General features: G+C 44.5%; 25 protein-coding genes. 11 read left to right on the top strand and 14 right to left on the bottom strand.

From position 1 onward, the window contains the following. Positions 1-169 precede the first annotated feature (169 nt). A complete protein-coding gene (upp, locus tag M4S28_RS13440) occupies positions 170-796 on the top strand; it encodes a uracil phosphoribosyltransferase (RefSeq protein ID WP_004734318.1) in 627 nt (208 codons plus the stop codon). A gap of 150 nt (positions 797-946) precedes the next feature. On the opposite strand, the gene M4S28_RS13435 is transcribed toward upp, so the two are convergent. Next, the gene (locus M4S28_RS13435; RefSeq protein ID WP_004734317.1) at positions 947-2,185 is read right to left on the bottom strand and encodes a uracil-xanthine permease family protein; all 1,239 of its coding nucleotides are present in this window, start codon (positions 2,183-2,185) and stop codon (positions 947-949) included. Positions 2,186-2,463: 278 nt separating this feature from the next. Here M4S28_RS13435 and M4S28_RS13430 point away from each other — a divergent pair, with 278 nt between their 5' ends. Then, positions 2,464-3,729: a DUF2066 domain-containing protein gene (locus M4S28_RS13430; RefSeq protein WP_249631953.1), complete on the top strand. Its 1,266-nt coding sequence runs from the start codon at positions 2,464-2,466 to the stop codon at positions 3,727-3,729. 128 nt (positions 3,730-3,857) lie between these two features. Here M4S28_RS13430 and M4S28_RS13425 read toward each other — a convergent pair whose 3' ends face one another. The 4 genes from M4S28_RS13425 to bepA all read right to left on the bottom strand — a co-directional run bounded on the left by M4S28_RS13425 (position 3,858) and on the right by bepA (position 6,819). Continuing rightward, a complete protein-coding gene (locus M4S28_RS13425; protein ID WP_004734315.1) occupies positions 3,858-4,295 on the bottom strand; it encodes a DUF2069 domain-containing protein in 438 nt (145 codons plus the stop codon). Further along, complete coding sequence (gene wrbA / locus M4S28_RS13420) at positions 4,292-4,885, bottom strand: NAD(P)H:quinone oxidoreductase (RefSeq protein WP_249631952.1); 594 nt, start codon at positions 4,883-4,885, stop codon at positions 4,292-4,294. The genes M4S28_RS13425 and wrbA overlap by 4 nt, the downstream gene beginning before the upstream one ends. 6 nt (positions 4,886-4,891) lie before the next feature. Next, entirely contained in the window at positions 4,892-5,242 is a 351-nt protein-coding gene (gene arsC / locus M4S28_RS13415; protein WP_249631951.1) for an arsenate reductase (glutaredoxin), read from the bottom strand. A 122-nt stretch (positions 5,243-5,364) separates the two neighbouring features. Next, positions 5,365-6,819 (bottom strand): beta-barrel assembly-enhancing protease, encoded by a 1,455-nt coding sequence (bepA, locus tag M4S28_RS13410; RefSeq protein WP_249631950.1) that lies wholly within the window; start codon positions 6,817-6,819, stop codon positions 5,365-5,367. A gap of 178 nt (positions 6,820-6,997) precedes the next feature. Here bepA and M4S28_RS13405 point away from each other — a divergent pair, with 178 nt between their 5' ends. Together M4S28_RS13405 and M4S28_RS13400 are read left to right on the top strand one after the other, a co-directional pair. Then, a complete protein-coding gene (locus tag M4S28_RS13405) occupies positions 6,998-7,237 on the top strand; it encodes a sulfurtransferase TusA family protein (protein ID WP_004734311.1) in 240 nt (79 codons plus the stop codon). Next, positions 7,230-8,306: an AI-2E family transporter gene (locus M4S28_RS13400; protein WP_009847379.1), complete on the top strand. Its 1,077-nt coding sequence runs from the start codon at positions 7,230-7,232 to the stop codon at positions 8,304-8,306. Before M4S28_RS13405 ends, M4S28_RS13400 begins: the two co-directional genes overlap by 8 nt. 138 nt (positions 8,307-8,444) lie before the next feature. On the opposite strand, the gene bcp is transcribed toward M4S28_RS13400, so the two are convergent. Then, entirely contained in the window at positions 8,445-8,915 is a 471-nt protein-coding gene (gene bcp / locus M4S28_RS13395) for a thioredoxin-dependent thiol peroxidase (RefSeq protein WP_065681342.1), read from the bottom strand. 12 nt (positions 8,916-8,927) lie between these two features. Beyond that, the gene (locus M4S28_RS13390) at positions 8,928-9,470 is read right to left on the bottom strand and encodes a glycine cleavage system transcriptional repressor (protein ID WP_017079431.1); all 543 of its coding nucleotides are present in this window, start codon (positions 9,468-9,470) and stop codon (positions 8,928-8,930) included. 374 nt (positions 9,471-9,844) lie between these two features. On the opposite strand from M4S28_RS13390, the gene dapA reads away from it, so the two are divergent. Together dapA and bamC are read left to right on the top strand one after the other, a co-directional pair. Continuing rightward, positions 9,845-10,723, top strand: a complete 879-nt coding sequence (gene dapA, locus M4S28_RS13385; RefSeq protein WP_004734279.1) for a 4-hydroxy-tetrahydrodipicolinate synthase — start codon at positions 9,845-9,847, stop codon at positions 10,721-10,723. Positions 10,724-10,772: 49 nt separating this feature from the next. Next, positions 10,773-11,819, top strand: a complete 1,047-nt coding sequence (bamC, locus tag M4S28_RS13380) for an outer membrane protein assembly factor BamC (RefSeq protein ID WP_017084128.1) — start codon at positions 10,773-10,775, stop codon at positions 11,817-11,819. Between the two features lie 166 nt (positions 11,820-11,985). Here bamC and M4S28_RS13375 read toward each other — a convergent pair whose 3' ends face one another. The 4 genes from M4S28_RS13375 to M4S28_RS13360 all read right to left on the bottom strand — a co-directional run bounded on the left by M4S28_RS13375 (position 11,986) and on the right by M4S28_RS13360 (position 14,508). Beyond that, entirely contained in the window at positions 11,986-12,195 is a 210-nt protein-coding gene (locus M4S28_RS13375; protein WP_102444467.1) for a DUF2897 family protein, read from the bottom strand. Positions 12,196-12,203: 8 nt separating this feature from the next. After that, a complete protein-coding gene (locus M4S28_RS13370; RefSeq protein WP_249631949.1) occupies positions 12,204-12,878 on the bottom strand; it encodes a M15 family metallopeptidase in 675 nt (224 codons plus the stop codon). 46 nt (positions 12,879-12,924) lie between these two features. After that, on the bottom strand, positions 12,925-14,061 hold the full coding sequence (dapE, locus tag M4S28_RS13365; RefSeq protein ID WP_017090166.1) for a succinyl-diaminopimelate desuccinylase: 1,137 nt from the start codon (positions 14,059-14,061) through the stop codon (positions 12,925-12,927). 99 nt (positions 14,062-14,160) lie between these two features. After that, entirely contained in the window at positions 14,161-14,508 is a 348-nt protein-coding gene (locus tag M4S28_RS13360; protein ID WP_249631948.1) for an ArsC family reductase, read from the bottom strand. Positions 14,509-14,713: 205 nt separating this feature from the next. Here M4S28_RS13360 and M4S28_RS13355 point away from each other — a divergent pair, with 205 nt between their 5' ends. After that, on the top strand, positions 14,714-15,001 hold the full coding sequence (locus M4S28_RS13355; protein WP_004734273.1) for a winged helix-turn-helix domain-containing protein: 288 nt from the start codon (positions 14,714-14,716) through the stop codon (positions 14,999-15,001). A 129-nt stretch (positions 15,002-15,130) separates the two neighbouring features. Here M4S28_RS13355 and M4S28_RS13350 read toward each other — a convergent pair whose 3' ends face one another. Then, positions 15,131-15,463: a DUF4156 domain-containing protein gene (locus tag M4S28_RS13350; protein WP_249631947.1), complete on the bottom strand. Its 333-nt coding sequence runs from the start codon at positions 15,461-15,463 to the stop codon at positions 15,131-15,133. Positions 15,464-15,475: 12 nt separating this feature from the next. Then, a complete protein-coding gene (locus M4S28_RS13345) occupies positions 15,476-15,820 on the bottom strand; it encodes a DUF2956 domain-containing protein (RefSeq protein WP_017084123.1) in 345 nt (114 codons plus the stop codon). Positions 15,821-15,929: 109 nt separating this feature from the next. Here M4S28_RS13345 and M4S28_RS13340 point away from each other — a divergent pair, with 109 nt between their 5' ends. The 4 genes from M4S28_RS13340 (at position 15,930) to M4S28_RS13325 (ending at position 20,066) form a co-directional block, all read left to right on the top strand. Beyond that, positions 15,930-16,391 (top strand): DUF2919 domain-containing protein, encoded by a 462-nt coding sequence (locus M4S28_RS13340; protein WP_029222110.1) that lies wholly within the window; start codon positions 15,930-15,932, stop codon positions 16,389-16,391. A 65-nt stretch (positions 16,392-16,456) separates the two neighbouring features. Next, positions 16,457-17,380, top strand: coding sequence for a Dyp-type peroxidase (locus M4S28_RS13335; protein WP_249631946.1), 924 nt, complete (start codon positions 16,457-16,459; stop codon positions 17,378-17,380). Between the two features lie 121 nt (positions 17,381-17,501). Beyond that, the gene (locus M4S28_RS13330; RefSeq protein ID WP_249631945.1) at positions 17,502-18,635 is read left to right on the top strand and encodes a flagellin; all 1,134 of its coding nucleotides are present in this window, start codon (positions 17,502-17,504) and stop codon (positions 18,633-18,635) included. A 297-nt stretch (positions 18,636-18,932) separates the two neighbouring features. Next, the gene (locus tag M4S28_RS13325) at positions 18,933-20,066 is read left to right on the top strand and encodes a flagellin (RefSeq protein ID WP_004736189.1); all 1,134 of its coding nucleotides are present in this window, start codon (positions 18,933-18,935) and stop codon (positions 20,064-20,066) included. 573 nt (positions 20,067-20,639) lie between these two features. Here M4S28_RS13325 and crr read toward each other — a convergent pair. Continuing rightward, on the bottom strand, positions 20,640-21,149 hold the full coding sequence (gene crr / locus M4S28_RS13320) for a PTS glucose transporter subunit IIA (RefSeq protein ID WP_004737851.1): 510 nt from the start codon (positions 21,147-21,149) through the stop codon (positions 20,640-20,642). Positions 21,150-21,170: the final 21 nt, after the last annotated feature.

Genomic DNA, 21,170 nt, shown 5'->3' with positions numbered 1-21,170 from the left:
GGGATAGTCCTCGAACTTAAGTTGGATGTGAAAACGGCGCTATTCTAACAGGGCTTGATTACCAAGAGCAAACGTTTGCGCGGTTTTTTTTATTAGAATAAAGATTCTGAAATAACCCCACAGTTCGTGTATAATCTACAGGTTTGTTTAAATATTGCCGGAGTTGGAAATGAAAGTTGTTGAAGTGAAACACCCGCTAGTAAAACATAAAATTGGCCTGATGCGTGAAGGTGACATTAGCACTAAGCGTTTTCGTGAGCTAGCGACAGAAGTGGGTAGCCTTCTAACATACGAAGCGACATCAGATTTTGAAACTGAGCGTGTGACGATTAACGGTTGGAACGGTCCAGTAGAAGTTGACCAAATTAAAGGTAAAAAAGTAACTGTAGTGCCAATCCTACGTGCTGGTCTAGGCATGATGGACGGCGTTTTAGAGCACATCCCAAGTGCACGTATCAGCGTTGTTGGTATCTACCGTGACGAAGAAACGCTTGAGCCAGTACCATACTTCAACAAGCTTGCATCTAACATCGACGAGCGTATTGCTCTAGTGGTAGATCCAATGCTTGCGACAGGTGGTTCTATGATCGCGACTATCGACCTTATGAAAGAGAAAGGTTGTAAGCACTTTAAAATTCTTGTGCTTGTTGCTGCTCCTGAAGGTATCGCTGCTCTAGAAAAAGCGCACCCAGATGTTGAGCTGTACACGGCTGCAATCGATGAGAAGCTAAACGACAAGGGCTACATTGTTCCTGGTCTTGGCGATGCTGGTGATAAGATCTTCGGTACTAAGTAATTCAGTTTCGGTTTAAGTTAATTTAAAGAGTTTTTAAACTTAACTGAACCTGCTTAATTAGCCGTATAAATAAAAGGGAGAGCATTCGATGCTCTCCCTTTTTTGATCTTGTTAGGTTGTGATTCTTTTGAATCTAGCCTTACCGATAAATTAATCGATTTGAGCTTTGTCTACTACGGTGTTGTCGCCTAATTCTTCTGGAAGGACTAGGTTAAGTAGGATTGCCACGATACCGCATAAGCTTACGCCCTGTAGGCTAAAGTCACCGATGCCAAATGCCATGCCGCCAATACCGAAGACTAACGTAATACCCACAATCACAAGGTTGCGTGATTTATGTAGGTCTACTTTATTCTGAATTAGAGTATTCAAGCCTACCGTCGCGATAGAACCAAACAGTAGAATCATGATGCCGCCCATCACAGGAACTGGGATCGTTTGCAGAAGAGCGCCTAGCTTACCTACTAGAGCCAGAACAATCGCTGTTACTGCTGCCCAAGTCATGATCACTGGGTTGAATGCTTTAGTCAGCATTACAGCACCCGTTACTTCACTGTAGGTTGTATTGGGTGGCGCGCCCAGCATAGAAGCGGCAATCGTTGCCACACCATCACCAGTAATAGTGCGGTGTAAGCCTGGCTTCTTAAGGTAGTCTTTACCGGTTACGTTCGAGATAGCAAGCATGTCGCCCACGTGCTCAACAGCAGGTGCAATTGCCACAAACACCATAAAGAAGATAGCGTTGATGTTGAACTCTGGTGCAGTGAAGTTTGGTAGCGCTAACCAAGCTGCTTGAGCTACGGGGGTAAAATCAACGACACCGTATACCAAGCTCGTTACGTAACCCGCAACAATGCCACCAAAGATAGGCAATAATTTAAGGAAGCCTTTCGAGAAAACACTGATGACAATCGTCACTAGCAATGAAATAGACGAGATCCATAACGCGGCGTCTGCATCGATAAGTTGAACCGCACCATCGCCGGTTTTACCTAGCGCCATGTTTACTGCAACAGGCGCAAGACCTAAGCCGATAACCATGATCACAGGGCCAACCACGACGGGTGGAAGCAGTTTATGGATGAAGGCTACGCCACGCACTTTAATCAACGCGCCCATTAAGACATACACAACACCTGCTGCCATTAGGCCGCCCATGGTTGCACCGACACCCCAAGTTTGAATACCAAACATGATAGGCGCGATGAATGCAAAAGAAGACGCTAAGAAGATTGGCACTGAACGGCGTGTAATAAGTTGGAATAAAAGGGTACCGATACCCGCGCCAAAGAGTGCAACGTTGGGATCGAGTCCAGTCAGTAGCGGCACTAATACAAGCGCACCAAAAGCTACAAACAGCATTTGTGCACCTTGCAGAGCATTCTTCATGTTATGTCCTTAAAAATGGTCGTTATATGAAAAGTGAAAAATAAAATTCGCGGGATTCTATCACTTAGCAATCGATTGCCACACCAAATAGATCAAATTTATTTATCTTAGTGATATTTTATATTCGTCAAAGCTCGAAAAATTCAGTTTATAAGTGAGCGATTTATCATGGCCAGGTGATATTTTGTGGTTATTAAACACAGTGGGCGCTATCGACCTTGCCCCTCAATCCATAGTTGCTTATCATCTAGGCACAAGATTTGAATATTAGGATCAGTATGCGCTACATAGCATTGTTGTTGATGGGACTATTAGCCTCTCCGAGTTATGCATTAACTCAAGTAGATATCTTTAGTGCTGAAGTTGCGATTAACGCTGAAAACAAACAGCCAGAACAAGTGGCAAGAAATACCGGCATGGAGCAGGTTTTGATACGTGCGACTGGCCAAACTGATGTCGCTTCGAATGAGACGATTCAAAAGGCGATGCGTAAGAGTTCGCAGTACATGTCTCAAATGAGTTTTGGTGAAAGCAATGACCAATCAACATTGCGCATGCGTTTTAACGGCGCTCAAATCCGTTCGCTACTGACTCAAGCACAATTGCCGTATTGGCCTGATACTCGCTCAAATATCCTTGTTTGGCTGGTGGAAGAACAGAACTACGACAAGAATATTGTCTGGGAACACTCCAACTCACAATTAGCGGCAGGTTTACAAGCCAACGCAAAAGAGCGCGGTTTGCCTCTAACGCTACCAGTGGGTGATTTTGATGACATTACGGGTATTGCGACCTCTGATCTTTGGGGTAGCTTTGTTACACCGATCAGTAAAGCGAGTCAGCGTTACCCGGTTGATGCTGTTCTGGTGATAAAAGCTCAATCTTCAGGTTTACGTTGGACGCTATACGATCAAAAGCCAAACCAATTGACGAGCGCACCAAAATCGCCAGTCAGTGGTTCGCTATCGGGCAACAGCGCGACGACTTCTAAGAAACTTGTCGACCAAATCAGTAACTACTACGCAGGTAAAAGTGCGGTTACAGTAGCAAGTGAATCATCAGAGTCGATTTTAACGCAATTTATTAGCCTGAATAACGCACAAGATTTCTTCCAATTGGAGAATGCACTGAAGCGTTTAAACTCGGTGGCAAGCTTAGATATTCTGAAAATTCAGAATAACGAAGTAACTTTCCGAATTCACTTATTGTCGACTCAACAAGAGTTTGAGCAAGAAGTGGAAAGCATTCGCCAAGTCGCAAAGGTTGAAGAATCTTATATTGAACCTGAAGTGAGCCCTGAATTTGAAACGCAAGACAACACCATGTCTGTAGGCGATGATTCAGCATCTGTTACTGATACGACCCTGAAAGATGGCGCAGAAGCGACGGCTAACGAAGCAGACCCAAGTGTTCAAGTCATCAAAGGTGGTGAGTTATCAACTGAAGCGGATGCTGAGCTAACGAATACGTCTGGCTCGGAAGAGCTAACAGTTGTTGCGCCAGTACATGCTAAGCCAAGCCTAGTATACGAATGGGTTCGCTAGTGATTGTCTTCTGACATGACCGATTGAAATGAATTCATGAAAAAAGCCCTGCAAGAGAAATCTCGCAGGGCTTTTTGTTTGTTGTCACTTTTTTCTATTGATACTAGATCAGGACAACCTAATCCAGGTTACTGCTCGAACTTAGCTTTCTCTGTCTTTTCTACTTCAGAAAGGCGCTTAAGTTTGATGCCTAATTCTTTGGCTCGAAAGCGAGTAAATAAGATATTGCCCGCGAAGCCTAGAGTCGTTAGAAGCAGTTCTACAGCCGCTAATAAGCGCTCGCCACCGTCTACATACAAAATAGTTAATGCGTGTAGGAAGTAGAGCATTAAGACAAAGTTCGCCCAAGCATGCGTATAAGGTTTACCTGCAAGAATGCCCGGTAATGGCAGTAACAGCGGTATAGCCCAAGCGATCGCAAGCGTTACATTACTTAGATGAGGGTGCGGCGAAAGTGTCATCTGCCAAGCAATCACCCAGAATAAAAGCGACAAGTTGCCCGCTAAAGCAAGGTAGCGGAATAGCTTGGTTGTGGGAGACATCGCCTTCTCTGGCATATACATCATTGAGAAATTCCCTTCTGGTTTATTGCGATGCGCGCTAGGCGTTTGCCTAGGTTTTGCGCCAACTCAATTTCATCTTTGCTTAATGAAGCGCTCTCTCCGGTACTACTCGCACCATAGGGTGTGCCACCGGTTTGAGTGGTGTGCAGCGCAGGTTCTGAGTAGGGGATACCTACCACTAACATGCCATGGTGAAGCAGTGGCAACATCATGCTTTGTTGTGTGGTCTCTTGCCCGCCATGCAGTGATGAAGAAGAGGTAAACACGCAAGCTGGCTTATCGATCAGATCGCCATTAATCCACAGTGATGTTGTGCTGTCCCAAAAGTGCTTCATAGGTCCAGCCATGTTGCCAAACCAAACCGGACTGCCTAGTGCTAAACCATCGCAAGAACGGAGCTCGTGCAATGTCGCGATAGGATCGGCCGGCTGATAACGCGAATCAGGCTGCTCTTCTCCTGTGTATACGTCGTTCACTGTTCTTAACATGGCTTCGCAGTTCGGGATAGATTCAACCCCTCGTGCAATTTGCCTTGCTAGCGCTCGTGTGTTGCCGTGGCGGCTGTAGTAGAGAACAAGAATGTTGATGCTCATATCGGCTTACAGAATCTCTAGCACTTGCTCTGGTGGACGACCAATCTTTGCTTTGTTGTTCGCAACAACAACAGGGCGTTCAAACAGTTTTGGATTTGTCGCCATTGCTGAGAATAGATCTTCATCGGTAACAGATTCATCGCCAAGATTAGCCTCTTTGTAATTCGCTTCTTTGGTGCGCATCATTTCGCGAACACTGTCAAAACCAAGCTGCGTGAAAAGCACTTTAAGTTGCTCGATAGTTAAAGGCGTATCTAGGTATTTGATAACTTCTGGCTGTACGCCGTTTGCTTCAAGCAGTTCGAGAGTTTGACGGCTCTTTGAGCAGCGTGGGTTATGATAAATCACGACGGACATGGTTCTTCCTCATTATTATTTTTGATTTAATTGTTCAGTTGAAGCCACTTGAGTGGCTTCTTTACTATGTAACGTTGAGCTTTCTTTTTCTTCTGACAACGAACCGCTGCCAATAAATACACTTACTGTAACGACAAGAAGCGTTCACGCTGAATCATTAGTTGATCAATTCGGGCGTCGTAACGTGCTTGTTTTAGGCTGCCGAGCTCTGCGATTTGGCTAGCCTGCGTATAGTACTGAATCGCTTTGTTCCAGTTGGCTTGCAGTGCCAAGATCTCTGCACGAGCAGCCAGTTCTTCGTCGCTATTACCCAGGCTTGTATTTACTTTTGAAAGTAGGTGCCAGCCGTTGGTGTCGTTCGGGTTATCGTGCGTGTAACGTTGCAACACGCGAACGGCTTCCTGTAGGTCTTCATTTTCAATCAGCGCATTGGCATAGTTAATGGTTAGAACAGGGTTGTTTGGTTGGCGAACCAGTGCTGATTCGAGTTCTTTAATCGCAATCTCAGGCTTTTTCTGTTCAATATGGAGGTCTGAAATGGCATCTAGATAAAACAGGTTGGTTGGATCGCTGTTGATGAGCTTGGTCAGAATCGGCTCAGCTTTATCTAATTTTTTAGAATCTAAGTAAACCAGTGCTTGGCCATACTCTAATGATGGAACCAAGGCTTTAGGTGCTTTCTTCAGCTTACGTTCAAACCAATCTAGAGCTGCATCATTATTAATGCCCGCATAGCGCGCGACAATGCGAGCTCTTGCTAGATGGTAGTCCAGTGATGGGGCCAGTTTTAGTGGCGGATAGCTGCGAGCGCGGGCGCGTGAATCGGTGATTCGATCTTCTGGTAATGGGTGAGTCAGCAGCATTGGGGGTGGTGTGCTGGCATAACGGTATTCATCAGCCAAACGACCGAAGAAACGCGGCATCGCATTCACATCGAACCCTGCTTTCGCCAGTGTATTGATACCAAAGCGGTCAGCTTCTTTTTCATTACTACGGGTGTAGTTGATCTGGCTTTGCATGTTACCAGCGGTTGTGGCAGTTAGAGCTGCGATACCTGCTTCAGGTGCTGCAATGGCCAATAATACAGAGGCTGCTAGCGCTGCGATGGTTGCTGGAGAACGACGCGCTTGATCTTCCATACTACGCGCTAAGTGACGTTGGGTAACGTGCGCGATTTCGTGCGCCAATACTGAAGCCAACTCACTTTCAGATTGTGCATGCAGGAACAGACCTGAGTGCAAAGCAACATAACCACCAAAGAATGCAAAGGCGTTGATGTTGCGGTCTCGGATCATAAAGAACTGGAAAGGTGTCTTTACATCATTCGCGCTTGCGACAAGACGATGGCCAAGCGTATCAATGTACTGGTTGAGAACCGGGTCGTTTACGATAGGCTGGCTGCTTCTGATGATGCGCATGTAGGCATCACCATAGATAAGTTCTTGGTCGATAGTGAGGGTGCCGCCAGCAGCGGTGCCGATATCGGGTAGCTCCAAACTGTTGGTATTCGCCAACGTTGGGGTGCTTAATGTAGCTGCGATGCATAAGCAAGTAATTGAGCGAGCGCGTTTAAACATATTAGTCAGTAATACTCCGTTTCTTCTGACAGTAAGACAAGTGCAATGCAAATTGGTTCTTTATCTGATGTAACCTTTGCCGAGTGCGTGCGCTATCATGAAGGAAGATGAATGAATGATGGCGCGTTTTCAAAAACAGATTACAATACGACCCTTATAATAAGCATCGAGCTCAAGAATGACACCTAATATTCTAGATTTACGCCAAGAGCGCTGTCCAATGGCACTATTATTAGCCAAGCGTCACAGTGTAAAGTTAGAAGTAGGGCAATCATTGTCAATTTATGTCTCTGATAACAGCTCAATGAAAGATATTGTTACTTTTTTGTCTAAGCAAGCCTATGACGTCATCACTGAGGTTTGTTCTAATTACTATCATCTCCTCGTCACTAAAAAGGAATTGCAGTCAGATGCTTGAAATGGTCAATCGTTGGTATAAACGACGTTTCTCTGATCCCCATGCTGTCAGTTTGGTTGCCATCATTCTCTTCGGCTTTATTACGATCTACTTCTTTGGTCATCTCATCGCGCCATTGTTGGTGGCTATTGTTTTGGCTTATCTGCTTGAGTGGCCGGTTACTCAGCTTCAAAGACTCGGTGTTCCAAGAACCCCATCAGTGATGTTGGTGATTTTAATGTTCTTTAGCGTGATGTTACTTGCGCTGTTTGGTCTAGTACCAACGATTTGGGAACAGGTAGGTAACCTTATCAATGATATTCCAAGCATGTATGGTGGCTTACAGAAGTTCATCGCAACCATTCCTGAGCGTTACCCTGAACTAGCAAACCTGCAGATCGTAGAATCGATTGTGTCTAATGCGAAAAACAAAGCATTAGGCTTTGGCGAAAGCGTTGTTAAAGGTTCTTTAGCTTCTCTTGTGAGCTTGGCTACGCTTGCGGTTTACTTGATTCTTGTGCCGCTGCTTATCTTCTTCTTACTAAAAGATAAAGAAGAGATGATCAGCATGGCGAGTGGTGTGTTGCCTAAAAACCGTCGTCTAGCGACCAAGGTTTGGGTTGAGATGAACCAACAAATCTCGAATTATATTCGCGGCAAGGTACTTGAGATCTTGATCGTCGGTGGTGTCAGCTACGTGACCTTTGCGATTCTAGATTTACGTTATTCAGCTCTGCTGGCTGTCGCGGTTGGCTTCTCGGTACTGATTCCTTATATCGGTGCGGCAGCTGTGACCGTTCCAGTTGCGATTGTTGGCCTGTTCCAGTGGGGATTAGAGCCTCAGTTCTACTGGCTGTTATTGGCTTACGGTATTATCCAAGCGCTAGATGGCAACGTGCTCGTTCCTGTTCTGTTCTCTGAAGCCGTGAACCTACACCCAGTAGCGATTATTGTAGCGGTGTTGGTGTTTGGCGGACTGTGGGGATTCTGGGGCGTATTCTTTGCTATCCCGCTTGCTACGCTGGTGAAAGCGGTTTGGAATGCTTTACCGAGTCATGCTCTCGACGATGACCCTGAGCATCAATCGTAATTGAAGATCAATACAGTTGAGTAAGTATTAAAAAGGCCGAATATCCATGATATTCGGCCTTTTTGTATTTGGATTAGTCAATTGTGAACTTAGATCATCTAGGTATGAAATTAGGTCATCAATTCACTAGAAACAGCATTAAGCTTCTGGATTGAAGTAGCCTAGAACCACTTCGTGGTGAGTCTTAGTCTTGAACTTGTTGAAGACGTGTTCAATCTGACCTTCTTCATCAATTAGGAAGCTAATACGGTGCAGACCGTCGTACACTTTGCCCATGAATTTCTTCTCTCCCCAAACACCAAACTGCTCAGCAACGCTGTGGTCTTCATCTGATAGCAGTGTGAAGTTTAGAGATTTCTTCTCGACGAAATTTGGTAGGCGTTTGACTGGATCAACACTCACACCTAGAACAACCACATTTAGGTCATCAAGTTGTGCTTTGATATCACGCAGACCTTCAGCTTGCACAATACAACCTGGAGTCATTGCTTTTGGGTAAAAATAGAACAGGACTTTTTTACCTTTGAAGTCACCAAGAGATACGATATTGCCATCTTGATCTGGAAGAGAAAAAGCAGGTGCTGGAACACCAGCCGTTAGCGTATTCATGATATTTCCTTTTTAAAAACTGTTTTTGATAAAGTTGAGCGAGCCTTGTACGGATAGGCTCTGACACAGCGCGTCAAATTCTTCTTGTAGCTGCATCAAATTACATTCTGATTGCACAGAAGCGGTAATAGAGATATGGAATTGGTCGTTATCGAGCTGAACTTTAGATTTATTGATGGTTCGCGCACTTAACGAATCGAGGCCGATGTTTCGGTCTGCGAAGAACTGGGTAAACTGCTCGGTAAGGCCGATTTTATCGTCTGACTCAACGAACACCTCTACTGTGTAAGAGTTCTCAATAACATCATGAGTTGAGGTTCGCTTCATAATCGTAATCAAGTCGTGCTCTTGTCCAAGCAAGGGCAGGGTGGTTTCAACGCGGGTGATGTTGTTTGCCTTTCCAGACAGCAGCATGATAAGCGTAAATTCTTCGCCAAATAGAGCGATACGGCTATCAATAATGTTACAGCCTGATTGGGTGACTAAATGAACCACTTGGTTGCATACACCAGGGCGATCTGTGCCCACAGCTGTGATTACTAGATGTTGAGTCATAAAATCACGTCTCTTTATATTCCATTGATTCATGCATGTTAGCACAGTTAGCTCGTGGAATAAGCGTGCGTACGGGGCTTTTTATGAGGCACCTTGCTTCTAACATGCAACCAATGATAAGAATATCGAGAGCGTTAAAAAATGAGATTGAGTGGTGAGAGCACAGCTTACTTGTTACTGACATCCAGTGCTGTGCTATCCGCTAGATTGAGCGCAGGTTACCCAAATTCTCGGTAGAACGCCGTTAGAAGTCGTTTTACCTCAAACATACGACAATATTTAATGCAGATGTTGCCGGTAAGCCACTTTAATGTCTTGTGTTTATTGATTGGCTTACAGTAACATGCAAAAAGAATAAATTAAGGGAGATAGACATGTTTTCAGGAAGTATCGTTGCGCTAGTTACGCCATTTAATACAGATGGTGAAGTGGATTTCGACAGCCTTAAAAAGTTAGTTGAGCACCATGTTGCTGCAGGTAGTGATGGTCTGGTTGCGGTTGGCACAACAGGTGAGTCTTCAACACTCACTATTGAAGAGCATGTCAAAGTCGTCAATAAGATCGTTGAATTTGCTGATGGTCGTATTCCCGTTATCGCTGGTACAGGTGCAAATGCAACTCACGAATCTGTTCTATTCAGCCGTTTGCTGAATGGTTCTGGTATTGCTGGTTGCCTGAGCGTAACGCCTTACTACAACAAACCGACTCAAGAAGGTTTGTACCAACACTACAAAGCGATTGCTGAAGTCAGTGACGTTCCACAAATCCTATACAATGTACCAGGTCGTACTGCTGTAGACTTGTTACCTGAAACGGTTGCTCGCCTTGCTGAGATCGAAAACATCGTTGCACTTAAAGATGCGACGGGTGATCTCGACAGAATTGCAATTCACCGTGAACTTTGTGGCGAAGATTTTATCTTACTAAGTGGTGATGACTTAACAGGTCTAGAATTTGTTAAGCGTGGTGGCGATGGCGTGATCTCTGTAACAAACAATGTTGCAGCCGCTGATATGGCAACCATGTTCAAGTTAGCGAAAGAAGGCAAGTTTGAAGAAGCAGAAGCGATCAATGAGCGTTTGATGCCTCTACATAAGAATTTGTTCGTTGAGTCCAACCCTATTCCCGTAAAATGGGCGGTTCATAAAATGGGTCTGATTGCTGAAGGTGGCTTACGTCTACCGTTGACTGAATTGTCAAAGCCAGCTCAACCCGTTGTTGCTCAAGCAATGACTGAAGCGTGCATTTACTAAAAACGTATGAAGTGATGCCGAAGTGAACCTTCGGCATTTAGGAGTATAAATGAAGTATTCTCACCAGCTAGTGATTGGATCACTGGCTGTTTTCGTTCTTACAGCATGTTCTGGCAGCCCGACTCAACGTCGCCAAGCCAAAGATGATTTCGAATACTTAGAAACACCTGAGTTTTCACAATGGCAGCTGCCTGAAGATGCTCAACCTCAGTTCTATCCAAATTTTGACATCCCAAGTGGTGAGTTCAGTGGTGGTACAGGCCGTGAAGTGGATATTCGTCCGCCGCAACAGGTTCTTGAGCTGATCCCAGGTGCTCGAGCTGAACGTCAAAATGGTGAAGTGACACTATGGCTTCTTCGTGCTGAAGAGGCAGACCGCGTGTGGCAAACGGCTGTAGATATGCTGGCACAACGTGGCATTGGTATTCGTGAACAGTCAGAAAACGATATTGAGACCGATTGGGTTACTTGGGTTTCTGAAGATGAAGAAGTAGAGATCGGCAGTCGCTACTCTATCTCTCGTTTCCAAGCGAACAACCGCCATGGCTTCAAGATCAACCTTATCGATTGGCGTGAAGGCTCTGAAGAGAAGCCGGTATCGGCAACCAATAAGGAGCGTTACAACGCGTTCTTAACGAACCTAGTGATGGCTAAGTACGATGAAAACCTTCGTGCTGAAGCAGCGTTGAAAGCGCAAGAGTTGGTTAAACGCATTCCAATCTCAATGGGTGCTGACCGCAGTGGCTTCCCTGTGATCATTGCTCGTACTCCATACAATGTATTGTGGCAGCGTTTGCCTACCTTGCTACCGACGATGGGCTTTGAGCTTGAAGAGCGTAACCAGTCTCAAGGTACTGTAAAAGCTAAGTATGCTGCGCCAGATGATGAATTCTGGGAAACAATTGGCCTACAACCCATTGATTTGGCTCCAGGCACTTACACCTTCTTGTTTGGTGATCTTGGTAACCGTACGTCAATTAACGTAACGGATGCATCAGGTAAGCCAGTAGAAGAAGAGCTACTGAAGTCAATGGTACCGGTATTAGCACATGTTGCTGACCAAACCAAAGATGACAAAGAAGCTGATGCAGAGTAAGTAAGCTGAGTGAGCATAGCTGAAAAACCACAGAGTAAGTCATATAAGCCCTGTGGTTAGCTAAAGCCAATAAAAAAGAGGACACATTGTGTCCTCTTTTTTGTATTCGTTGATTAGTCGTCAGCGGATTATTAGCAAATTAGATTAGCTCCTTAGAGCTACAAAATTACGCGTCTTTGTTGTCCGTAGACTCATCTTTTTGAGCTTTCTCTTGGTTCTGTTTATCCAATTGATTGAGCTTGTCTAAGTCTTTCTCTGTTTTGTTACGACCAGTCAGATCCATATGGGCGGTCTGTTTGAGCGCAGCAATATTACCCACTACAACACTAACCACGATGATGATGATCACCCAAGGGTTTGTAAGCCACTCCAACATATGCGCTCCTAATGACTGATATTCGCCACGAAGCGCGCATAGATCTCGTCTAGCTGCTCCATAATAATCTCATACCCTAATATTGGCTTAGATTGGAGTTGCTTGCCAAGTAAAGAGGGAGATAACTGTGATAAACACAACTCCGATACTTTTCGATGGCTGATATGCCATGGTTCTATCGCCACACCGCCGAGGTCTTGGCTGTACGGAAAGAAGAACCCAAATTGAGATGCATTGGCATAAAGCCATTGGTAAAACGCTTGCTGGTGGCCAGTAAGGTATTCCCATGGTTCCAGTTGCAGCTGTGTGCCTTCAGGCAAGTGATTACGAGCAAAGACATCAAAGTCACATCCCCAATGGTGACGACTCGCCCCAGGCAGTGCAGACCACCTCAGTATCGCTGACAACTTTTGATGTTCACTAAGTGTTGATGCATCAAGTGGTTGGCTTTCTGAGTCTAATATTGGCGCTTCACCAGAAAACTTACGGTTCCAAATCAGAGATTGTCTTTCATAGTCGCGAAAGCCACTGGCAATCTCCATTTTAAAGCCAGCGAGTTGAGCAGCTTCAATCAAACTGTTTAGGTCATCTTTGACATTACTGTGAACCAAGAATGTCTTGGTGCCAATCAGGTTAGGTTCCAGATGAGAATCTGATTGCCCGGTAAGCTGCTCTGGTGTCATAACGCGTCTCTCAATAATTAGAAGCTATCAATCGCTGATGAAAGAACTATTTAGCGAACAGGTTCACTAGTGTTCTCTCATACATGTCGGTTAGCTTCTCTAAGTCAGCCACTTTCACGCATTCGTTAACCTTGTGAATGGTCGCATTAACCGGACCTAGTTCTACCACTTGCCCTTTCATGCGCGCAATAAAGCGTCCGTCTGATGTACCACCTGTAGTCAGTAGTGCTGGTTTTACGTCATTAACGTGACCAACGGCATCAACAATAGCATCAAGCAGTGAGCCTGCGTCTGTTAAGAACGGGTCGCCATTGAATGTCCATTTCAAATCGTATTCGAAATCGTACTTGTCGAGTGTATTTGTGATTCGTTCAACGATGATGTCGTTGTTTAACTCAGTGCTAAAGCGAAGATTAAACTGAACATTAAATTCACCAGGAATAACGTTTGACGCGCCCGTACCTGCGCTTACATTTGGGATTTGGAAACTGGTTGGTGGGAAGTAATCATTCCCTTTATCCCACTCAGTCGTTGCCAGTTCGTTGATCGCAAGCAGAGAGCTGTGTACTGGATTGTTCGCTAGATGAGGGTAGGCAACATGACCTTGTGTGCCTTTAATCGTGAGATCGCCAGTGATAGAACCACGACGGCCGTTCTTCACAACGTCACCAACATACTCAGTACTTGATGGTTCACCAACAATACACATATCGATGTTTTCACCACGGGCCATTAGTGCTTCAACAACACGGACTGTACCGTTGATGAAAGGGCCTTCTTCATCTGACGTGATTAGGAAACCGATTGAACCTGTGTGGTCTGGGTGTTTAGCTATGAACTGCTCTACAGCAACGATCATTGAAGCCAAAGAGCCTTTCATGTCTGCCGCGCCGCGACCGTGTAGGAAACCATCTACGATAGTCGGTTCGAATGGCTTGGTGTGCCACTGTTCAATCGGGCCTGCAGGTACAACATCGGTGTGGCCTGCAAAGGCAAATAGAGGCGCCTCTGTACCACGGCGAGCCCAAAAGTTCGTCGTATCTTCAAATACCATCACTTCGATTTCGAAGCCGAGTGCTTTTAAGCGTTCAATCATTAAATCTTGGCAGCCTGCATCTTCAGGGGTTACTGATTGGCGGCTAATGAGGTCTTTTGCCAGAGCCAAAGTTGGGCTATCTGTCATCCTTGAATTCCTTGTTTAAATAAAACGTCTAGTCATTAATTTTTAGGGCGCTGATTTAATGATCAACGTCCAGTAGTCTGTCTATCTAAATACAGTGCTCTAAGCAAAAATAGCGGCGTATTGGTCGGCTTTAAATCCGATATGAAGCTTACCGTCTACTTTTAGTATTGGTCGCTTAATCATTGCTGGTTGTTCAACAAGCAGAGTCACGGCTTTGTCTTCCGTTAATGTATCTTTCTGTTCTTGTGAAAGTTGGCGATAAGTCGTACCACGTTTGTTCAATACAAGTTCCCAGCCAAGTTCTGAACAGAAGGTCGTAACCAACTCTTCAGTGATGCCTTGTTTGCGATAATCGTGAAATTCGAACATGATCCCTTCAGCTTCGAGCCATTTCTTTGCTTTTTTAATGGTGTCGCAGTTCGGAATGCCAAACATAGTGATAGTCATTGTTCTTCCTTTGGGTGATTTTATTTCGTTGTTATGAGTTGAATCCTATCAGGAAGCTGCAATTCAGACAAAATAGAGTGAGGAATATTTCATAGAGTGAAAAAAAACAGTAAGAAAATGTCACTATTGGAGACTTATTGATCAACCTCAACATGTTGTCAGCGAAAAAAGAAATAATTGAGTTGCACATATATAGGAGGTGTCAATGGAGTTGAGTCCTGTTTTTGCAAGGCGGCTATATTTAGCATTGTTAGTGGAAAGCCTTGATAGGCCAAATGTGCCTAAACTCATCGAAAAAACGGGTTGGCCTCGTCGTACTATTCAAGATGTACTCAAGGCGTTACCGGGGATCGGTATCGAACTTATGTTTGTTCAAGATGGGCGACGTCATAATGATGGCTATTACCAGTTATCCGACTGGGGTCCATTTGACAGTCAATGGGTTATCCAGCGTAAAGGCGATATAGCAACAAGCCTTGGATTTAGTGCATAAGCCAGCGAAAGCTGGCTTTCTTTTTTGCAGTAGAAGTAGAAGTAGAAGTAGAAATCGAAGAGGTAGCATCTCGCTCATTTGAGCGCTGAGCTGTCTAACTATGTTTCTACCTACTTATACAGTTTCTGCCTACTTACACAGATAGGCAGTGCCCAACATAGTCACGGAAGTGGAAAAGTCTTGGGGAAGTGTAAATATCACGGTATCTGCACCTAACTCAATCGTATTTGACTTGAGCTCATTCATCGCGCCCTGAATCAAGGTGTCATTTGGGTAAAACAGGTAACTATACCAATGGCCCTCGCTGCCAGTGACTTCCCCTTTATACTGACATTTATCGATATTAATCACGCCATGGTAATCCATTCGCACGTTGGCAGCTTCGCTATGCGGCGTTGATGTCGGTGTCGTGCAACCGAGTAACACGCTACTCATAGCCAAAGCGATTAATTCCTTTTTCATACGCTTATCCTGTTATTTCATCAAATAAATTGCGAAGCCTATCCAGCTAGCGAACAATAATAACCACGGCAATTTACTGGCGTGATTTGATGTTGTTTCATTATCCGAGTCGACATTCTGTTCTTGGTCTTGGTTCGCTTGTAGAGTCTGCTTCTCTTTCTGTACGCGCTTTTTAGCTTTATCGGCTTGGCGGCCACGTTCTTTCTGCTGCTTTTTATAGAGTGCGATGCCTTTCTCGATACCTTGAGCAATCAACTTGGTTTGTTCTTTGGTTTGAGCTGGCTTTTGCGTCGCTTTGGCTATCTTCAGTGCTTCTTGTTGAGATTCAACAGATGGTGTATTAGTTTTCTTTTTCATACTGAGTTCGATAATTAAAACGGATTAACCAATAAGATAACGCAAACCTAGTTAAGTATGAATGATTTGCGTTAAAGTGTTGGTTTGAAAATAAGTGAAAGTGAGATTTGTGCGGTACTCCATAGAACAATACGACAAGCACGGCTTTTTAAAAGCCCCAATCCTATTATGGTTAGGTTGGCTATTTCTGGCGAAAGCTTTGGTCGTTTTCATTGTTGCAGGTGCAAGCCGAGAGTCGGGCACTGATATCCTCGAAATCATCTATCCAGATCATCAAATGTTTTATGTTGGGATTGCATTGAGTATTCCGAGCTTGTTACTCATGTGGTTGTTTGGACTCAGATCACCAGATAGAAAGCGCCTTAATAAAGTGGTTTCATGGGGACGTTGGGTCTCCATGATGGCTATCTTGGCACAAGGAACCCATACACTTTATTTAATCTATTTAGATAACGGATGGTTCCGTTGGTCTAATGCTATCACCCTATTGTTGCTCCTATGGTTAGCGCTTTATCTAACCAATAGCCATGCTGCCAGGGATTGCTTTAAAGTGGTTGAGCACGAAGACTGATTTTCATCAAAACATTTGTCCCATTCACAATTATACTTAGAAGCTAAAAATGAAAGGATTAATCTATGCTTAACACCTCAAATGAGCAGCCTAAAATTCAAAGTGCTATCTTGCCAGAAGCCGGGCCTTTCGCTCTTTATGTTCAACTAAAAGTGAATGAGAACGCTGCTAGCGTATTAGCGGAACTTCAAAAGCTACCGAGTTTAATCGACGAACTAAACCAAACTCAACCAGATGCGAACTTAACGGCATCGGTTGCGTTTTCAAAAGCTTTTTGGGATAAGTTCGAGCAAGCTGCTCCCTCTGATTTGATTGATTTTCCTGCGCTTGGTGAAGGTGATGTCGCTGCACCGAGCACATTGTCTGATGTTCTGATTCACTGTCATTCAAATAGACACGACCTGCACTTCTTTATCTTACGTAAATTGCTATCTGAAGTAGCTGTGGACGTTGAAGTAGTTGATGAAACCTACGGTTACCGCTTCCTAGATTCTCGTGACATGACTGATTTCGTTGATGGCACTGAAAACCCAAAAGACGCACAGCGCGCTGAAGTAGCGATTGTTCCTGAAGGTGAATTCGCTGGTGGTAGTTATGTGATGGTGCAGCGTTTTGTGCACAACCTGCCAGCTTGGAATCGATTGAATGTCTCAGCACAAGAGAAAGTGGTTGGCCGCACTAAACCTGACTCTATCGAGCTAGATGATGTGCCAGCGGCGTCTCACGTTGGTCGCGTGGATATCAAAGAAGAAGGAAAGGGTCTTAAGATTGTTCGTCACAGCCTACCTTACGGTACCGCTACGGGCGATCACGGCTTACTGTTCATTGCTTACTGTAATGTTCGTCATAACTTCGATGCGATGTTAGAGAGCATGTACGGCGTAACAGATGGTAAAACAGACCAACTGCTTCGCTTTACTAAAGCAGTGACAGGCGCTTACTACTTTGCGCCTTCGACTGACATGTTGAGTGCATTAACGATTAAGTAAATCACCTCGTATGCAGTAAAGAACGGGAGCCTCAGGGCTCCTTTTTTATTAAAGTTTTATATGAACTGGTCGATATAAGAGCAATCGTGAGTTTTATTCATCTTTTTGTAAGTGAAGGTCTATGGCTATAACTGTTAATACAAATGTCTCAGCGCTAGTGGCTCAGAGAAACCTCTCTAATGCTAATAACATGCTGAATCAATCTTTGGAGCGCTTAGCTTCAGGGAGCCGTATTAATAGTGCAAAAGACGATGCGGCTGGCTTACAAATCTCGAATCGATTAGAAGCACAGATGAGTGGCATTGATGTTGCGGTTCGAAATGCTAACGACGGTATCTCCATTATGCAGACAGCAGAAGGAGCGATGAATGAAACCACTAATATCATGCAGCGCATGCGAGATTTGTCGCTGCAAGCGAGTAATGGTTCGAATAGCCAGTCGGAAAGGACGGCTATTCAAGAAGAAGTGACAGCTCTAAATGATGAGTTGAATCGAATTGCTGAAACCACCTCGTTTGGTGGTAAAAAACTCCTTAACGGTAGCTTTGGTAGTTCTTCATTTCAAATCGGTGGCAGTTCTGGTGAAGCGGTGCAGATAGGTTTGAAAAACATGCGCACCGATGACATCAATATGGGTGGTTTTAGCTATGTCGCCAATGGTATGGCAAGTGACTCGTGGGAAGTCAAATCCAACCAGAATGATATGACGATGTCGTTTACCGACCGTTTTGGTCAGCCACAAGAGATCACCATTAACGCGAAAGCGGGCGATGATATCGAAGAGTTGGCGACTTACATTAATGGTCAAACGGATCAGGTCTCGGCTTCAGTTAATGATGAAGGGCAGCTTCAGATCTATATGTCTGGTGAAGACACGGCAGGCACGATCTCTTTCTCAGGTTCGTTAGCCAGTGAGCTTTCGATGTCGGCGGGTTCTTACGAATCAGTCGATGACATCAATGTAACTGATGTGGGTGGCGCGCAGCGTGCTGTCTCTATCTTGGATACAGCGATGAAGTATGTGGATAGTCACCGCTCTGAACTCGGCGCGATGCAAAACCGCTTTGACCATGCAATAAACAATCTCGAAAACGTTCATGAGAACTTGGCGACATCCAACAGTCGAATCAAAGATACCGATTACGCCAAAGAAACCACTCAAATGCTCAAGCAGCAAATACTGCAGCAAGTGAGTACCACAATATTGGCTCAAGCAAAGCAAGCGCCGAATCTTGCTTTAACCTTACTGGGTTAATAAATCGTCTCGAATCTTATAAAGGTAATTCAGCTTAACTAAAGCCCTTTGGTTAATAAAAATACAACTTTTCGCTCGACTGACATCTCGACAACTTTAGCGTTTTTCTCATCTTTTTTTGATAATTTCACGGCTAGTCACGCTTTCTTCCCCTTTCTCGCTATTTATTTAATTTTATTGTTTTTTTCCTAAAGGTTTCAGTATTCACGCCGTTATTAATAGTAACTTAGAGATAACTACTTGGTTTTCCGAGACGTCGGAAACCGCTATACCGGAAAATCAATTGGAGAAGTCACCATGGCAGTGAATGTAAATACCAACGTTTCAGCGATGACAGCGCAACGTTACCTAAACAACGCAAACAGCGCACAACAAACATCAATGGAGCGTCTAGCTTCAGGCTCTAAAATCAACAGCGCGAAAGATGACGCTGCGGGCCTACAAATCTCGAACCGTTTGAACGTTCAGAGTCGTGGTCTTGATGTTGCTGTTCGTAACGCGAACGACGGTATCTCAATTGCACAAACTGCTGAAGGTGCAATGAACGAGACAACCAACATCCTGCAACGTATGCGTGATTTGTCTCTACAATCTTCAAACGGCTCAAACTCAAAATCTGAGCGTGTAGCGATTCAAGAAGAAGTAACAGCACTGAACGACGAACTAAACCGTATTGCGGAAACCACGTCTTTTGGTGGCAACAAGCTGCTTAACGGTACTCACGGTACTAAATCATTCCAAATCGGTGCGGATAACGGTGAAGCGGTAATGCTTCAACTGAAAGACATGCGCTCTGATAACGCTCAGATGGGTGGTAAGAGCTACCAAACTGAGAACGCGAAAGACAAAGACTGGAACGTTCAAGCTGGCGCAAACGACCTAAAAATGTCGTTCACTGATAACTTCGGCCAAGCACAAGAAATCGATGTGTCTGCGAAAGCGGGCGACGACATCGAAGAGCTAGCAACGTACATCAACGGTCAACAAGACTCTGTTAAAGCGTCTGTAACTGAAGACGGTAAGCTACAAATGTTTACTGGTAACAACAAAGTTGAAGGCGAAGTAGCATTCTCTGGCAGCCTTGCTGGCGAACTAGGCATGCAACCTGGCAAAGATGTAACGGTTGATACTATCGACGTAACATCAGTTGGCGGCGCACAAGAGTCTGTAGCAGTAATCGATGCGGCACTTAAGTATGTAGATAGCCACCGTGCTGAACTGGGTGCTTTCCAAAACCGTTTCGACCACGCTATCAGCAACTTAGACAACATTAACGAGAACGTTAACGCATCTAAGAGCCGTATTAAAGATACCGATTTCGCGAAAGAAACGACTCAGATGACTAAGTCTCAGATCCTTTCTCAAGCTTCAAGCTCGATTCTTGCTCAAGCGAAGCAAGCACCGAACTCGGCACTTAGCCTACTAGGTTAATCGATTGAAAGGCCACGTTGACTATAAGCTTTGTTGCTCATAAGCGTTAACGTTAGGCTTCCACAAATTAGCTCGTGGTGAGAGATGAGCGCTAAACAGACCCAGCTTCGGCTGGGTTTTTTATTGCCTGTAATTTGGCGAAGGTGTATCTGGAAAAGTGCAGTGCTGGTAAGCAGACGCAAAAGCGAGATTCCCTATCACGCTCGTTCCTCACTGTAGGGAATGACGACTATAGGCGGTATTGATCCATTGTTTACCTGAATCGAAGTCTTTAGTCGTCATCTCAGAATCGAGTAGAACGAGATATCAGAGATCTCTGTTTGTTAAAATTCACAAGTGTAATTTGATGTATAGGCGAAATGCCTTGAATAGCGCTTAACAACGTTTAGTAAAAAACTAGGTCGGATAGCAGGGGATAAACGGTCAGTGTAGTTGTCATTGGTTGAGAGAACTAGGAGAAGGGTTTCGGTGTGATAGTCAGTAATACCTATCTGAGGTATTGAACAAATATAGCAGGCACAAAAAACGCCACCCTTAGGTAGCGTTTTAATTAAAGCAGTTAAGTAATCGAGATTACTTAGTTACTTTAAGAACTGGAGTTTCGCCAACAGTTACAGAACCAGAAAGCTTGTTCAGCTCCTTGATTTCGTCCATGTTAGAGATAACAACTGGAGTAAGCGTAGATTTCGCTTTCTCTTCTAGAAGCGCTAGGTCGAAAGTGATGATAGTGTCACCAGCTTTAACAGATTGACCTTCTTCAGCAACACGAGTGAAGCCTTCGCCTTTAAGTTCAACAGTATCGATACCGAAGTGAACGAAAAGCTCAACACCGTCGTCAGACTCGATAGAGAATGCGTGGTTAGTTTCGAAGATCTTACCGATAGTACCGTTAACTGGAGCTACCATTTTATCGCCAGCTGGTTTGATAGCGATGCCGTCACCAACGATTTTTTCAGCGAAAACTACATCTGGCACGTCTTCGATGTTTACGATTTCACCAGAAAGAGGTGCGATGATTTCGATTGCACCAGCATCAGCGCTGTCATCAGATACAAGCTTTTTCAGTTTGTCAAACAGACCCATTGTGTCATGCTCCTAACGTTT

This window comes from Vibrio sp. J383 (assembly GCF_023503985.1).
Lineage (GTDB): Bacteria > Pseudomonadota > Gammaproteobacteria > Enterobacterales > Vibrionaceae > Vibrio > Vibrio splendidus.
Note: the sequence above shows the minus strand (reverse complement) of the source record. Positions and strands in the feature narration are given on the sequence as shown.

What these genes read in the sequence shown, in the direction of transcription:
- M4S28_RS13325 (WP_004736189.1), top strand. Translation starts at nt 18,933, where the DNA reads ATGGCAGTGAATGTAAATACCAACGTTTCAGCGATGACAGCGCAACGT.
- M4S28_RS13345 (WP_017084123.1), bottom strand. Translation starts at nt 15,820, where the DNA reads ATGAAAAAGAAAACTAATACACCATCTGTTGAATCTCAACAAGAAGCA.
- M4S28_RS13370 (WP_249631949.1), bottom strand. Translation starts at nt 12,878, where the DNA reads ATGACACCAGAGCAGCTTACCGGGCAATCAGATTCTCATCTGGAACCT.
- M4S28_RS13375 (WP_102444467.1), bottom strand. Translation starts at nt 12,195, where the DNA reads ATGTTGGAGTGGCTTACAAACCCTTGGGTGATCATCATCATCGTGGTT.
- M4S28_RS13400 (WP_009847379.1), top strand. Translation starts at nt 7,230, where the DNA reads ATGCTTGAAATGGTCAATCGTTGGTATAAACGACGTTTCTCTGATCCC.
- M4S28_RS13390 (WP_017079431.1), bottom strand. Translation starts at nt 9,470, where the DNA reads ATGACTCAACATCTAGTAATCACAGCTGTGGGCACAGATCGCCCTGGT.
- crr (WP_004737851.1), bottom strand. Translation starts at nt 21,149, where the DNA reads ATGGGTCTGTTTGACAAACTGAAAAAGCTTGTATCTGATGACAGCGCT.
- bamC (WP_017084128.1), top strand. Translation starts at nt 10,773, where the DNA reads ATGAAGTATTCTCACCAGCTAGTGATTGGATCACTGGCTGTTTTCGTT.
- wrbA (WP_249631952.1), bottom strand. Translation starts at nt 4,885, where the DNA reads ATGAGCATCAACATTCTTGTTCTCTACTACAGCCGCCACGGCAACACA.
- M4S28_RS13335 (WP_249631946.1), top strand. Translation starts at nt 16,457, where the DNA reads ATGCTTAACACCTCAAATGAGCAGCCTAAAATTCAAAGTGCTATCTTG.
- M4S28_RS13430 (WP_249631953.1), top strand. Translation starts at nt 2,464, where the DNA reads ATGCGCTACATAGCATTGTTGTTGATGGGACTATTAGCCTCTCCGAGT.
- M4S28_RS13405 (WP_004734311.1), top strand. Translation starts at nt 6,998, where the DNA reads ATGACACCTAATATTCTAGATTTACGCCAAGAGCGCTGTCCAATGGCA.
- M4S28_RS13435 (WP_004734317.1), bottom strand. Translation starts at nt 2,185, where the DNA reads ATGAAGAATGCTCTGCAAGGTGCACAAATGCTGTTTGTAGCTTTTGGT.
- bepA (WP_249631950.1), bottom strand. Translation starts at nt 6,819, where the DNA reads ATGTTTAAACGCGCTCGCTCAATTACTTGCTTATGCATCGCAGCTACA.
- M4S28_RS13355 (WP_004734273.1), top strand. Translation starts at nt 14,714, where the DNA reads ATGGAGTTGAGTCCTGTTTTTGCAAGGCGGCTATATTTAGCATTGTTA.
- M4S28_RS13425 (WP_004734315.1), bottom strand. Translation starts at nt 4,295, where the DNA reads ATGATGTATATGCCAGAGAAGGCGATGTCTCCCACAACCAAGCTATTC.
- bcp (WP_065681342.1), bottom strand. Translation starts at nt 8,915, where the DNA reads ATGAATACGCTAACGGCTGGTGTTCCAGCACCTGCTTTTTCTCTTCCA.
- dapE (WP_017090166.1), bottom strand. Translation starts at nt 14,061, where the DNA reads ATGACAGATAGCCCAACTTTGGCTCTGGCAAAAGACCTCATTAGCCGC.
- arsC (WP_249631951.1), bottom strand. Translation starts at nt 5,242, where the DNA reads ATGTCCGTCGTGATTTATCATAACCCACGCTGCTCAAAGAGCCGTCAA.
- dapA (WP_004734279.1), top strand. Translation starts at nt 9,845, where the DNA reads ATGTTTTCAGGAAGTATCGTTGCGCTAGTTACGCCATTTAATACAGAT.
- M4S28_RS13330 (WP_249631945.1), top strand. Translation starts at nt 17,502, where the DNA reads ATGGCTATAACTGTTAATACAAATGTCTCAGCGCTAGTGGCTCAGAGA.
- M4S28_RS13350 (WP_249631947.1), bottom strand. Translation starts at nt 15,463, where the DNA reads ATGAAAAAGGAATTAATCGCTTTGGCTATGAGTAGCGTGTTACTCGGT.
- M4S28_RS13360 (WP_249631948.1), bottom strand. Translation starts at nt 14,508, where the DNA reads ATGACTATCACTATGTTTGGCATTCCGAACTGCGACACCATTAAAAAA.
- upp (WP_004734318.1), top strand. Translation starts at nt 170, where the DNA reads ATGAAAGTTGTTGAAGTGAAACACCCGCTAGTAAAACATAAAATTGGC.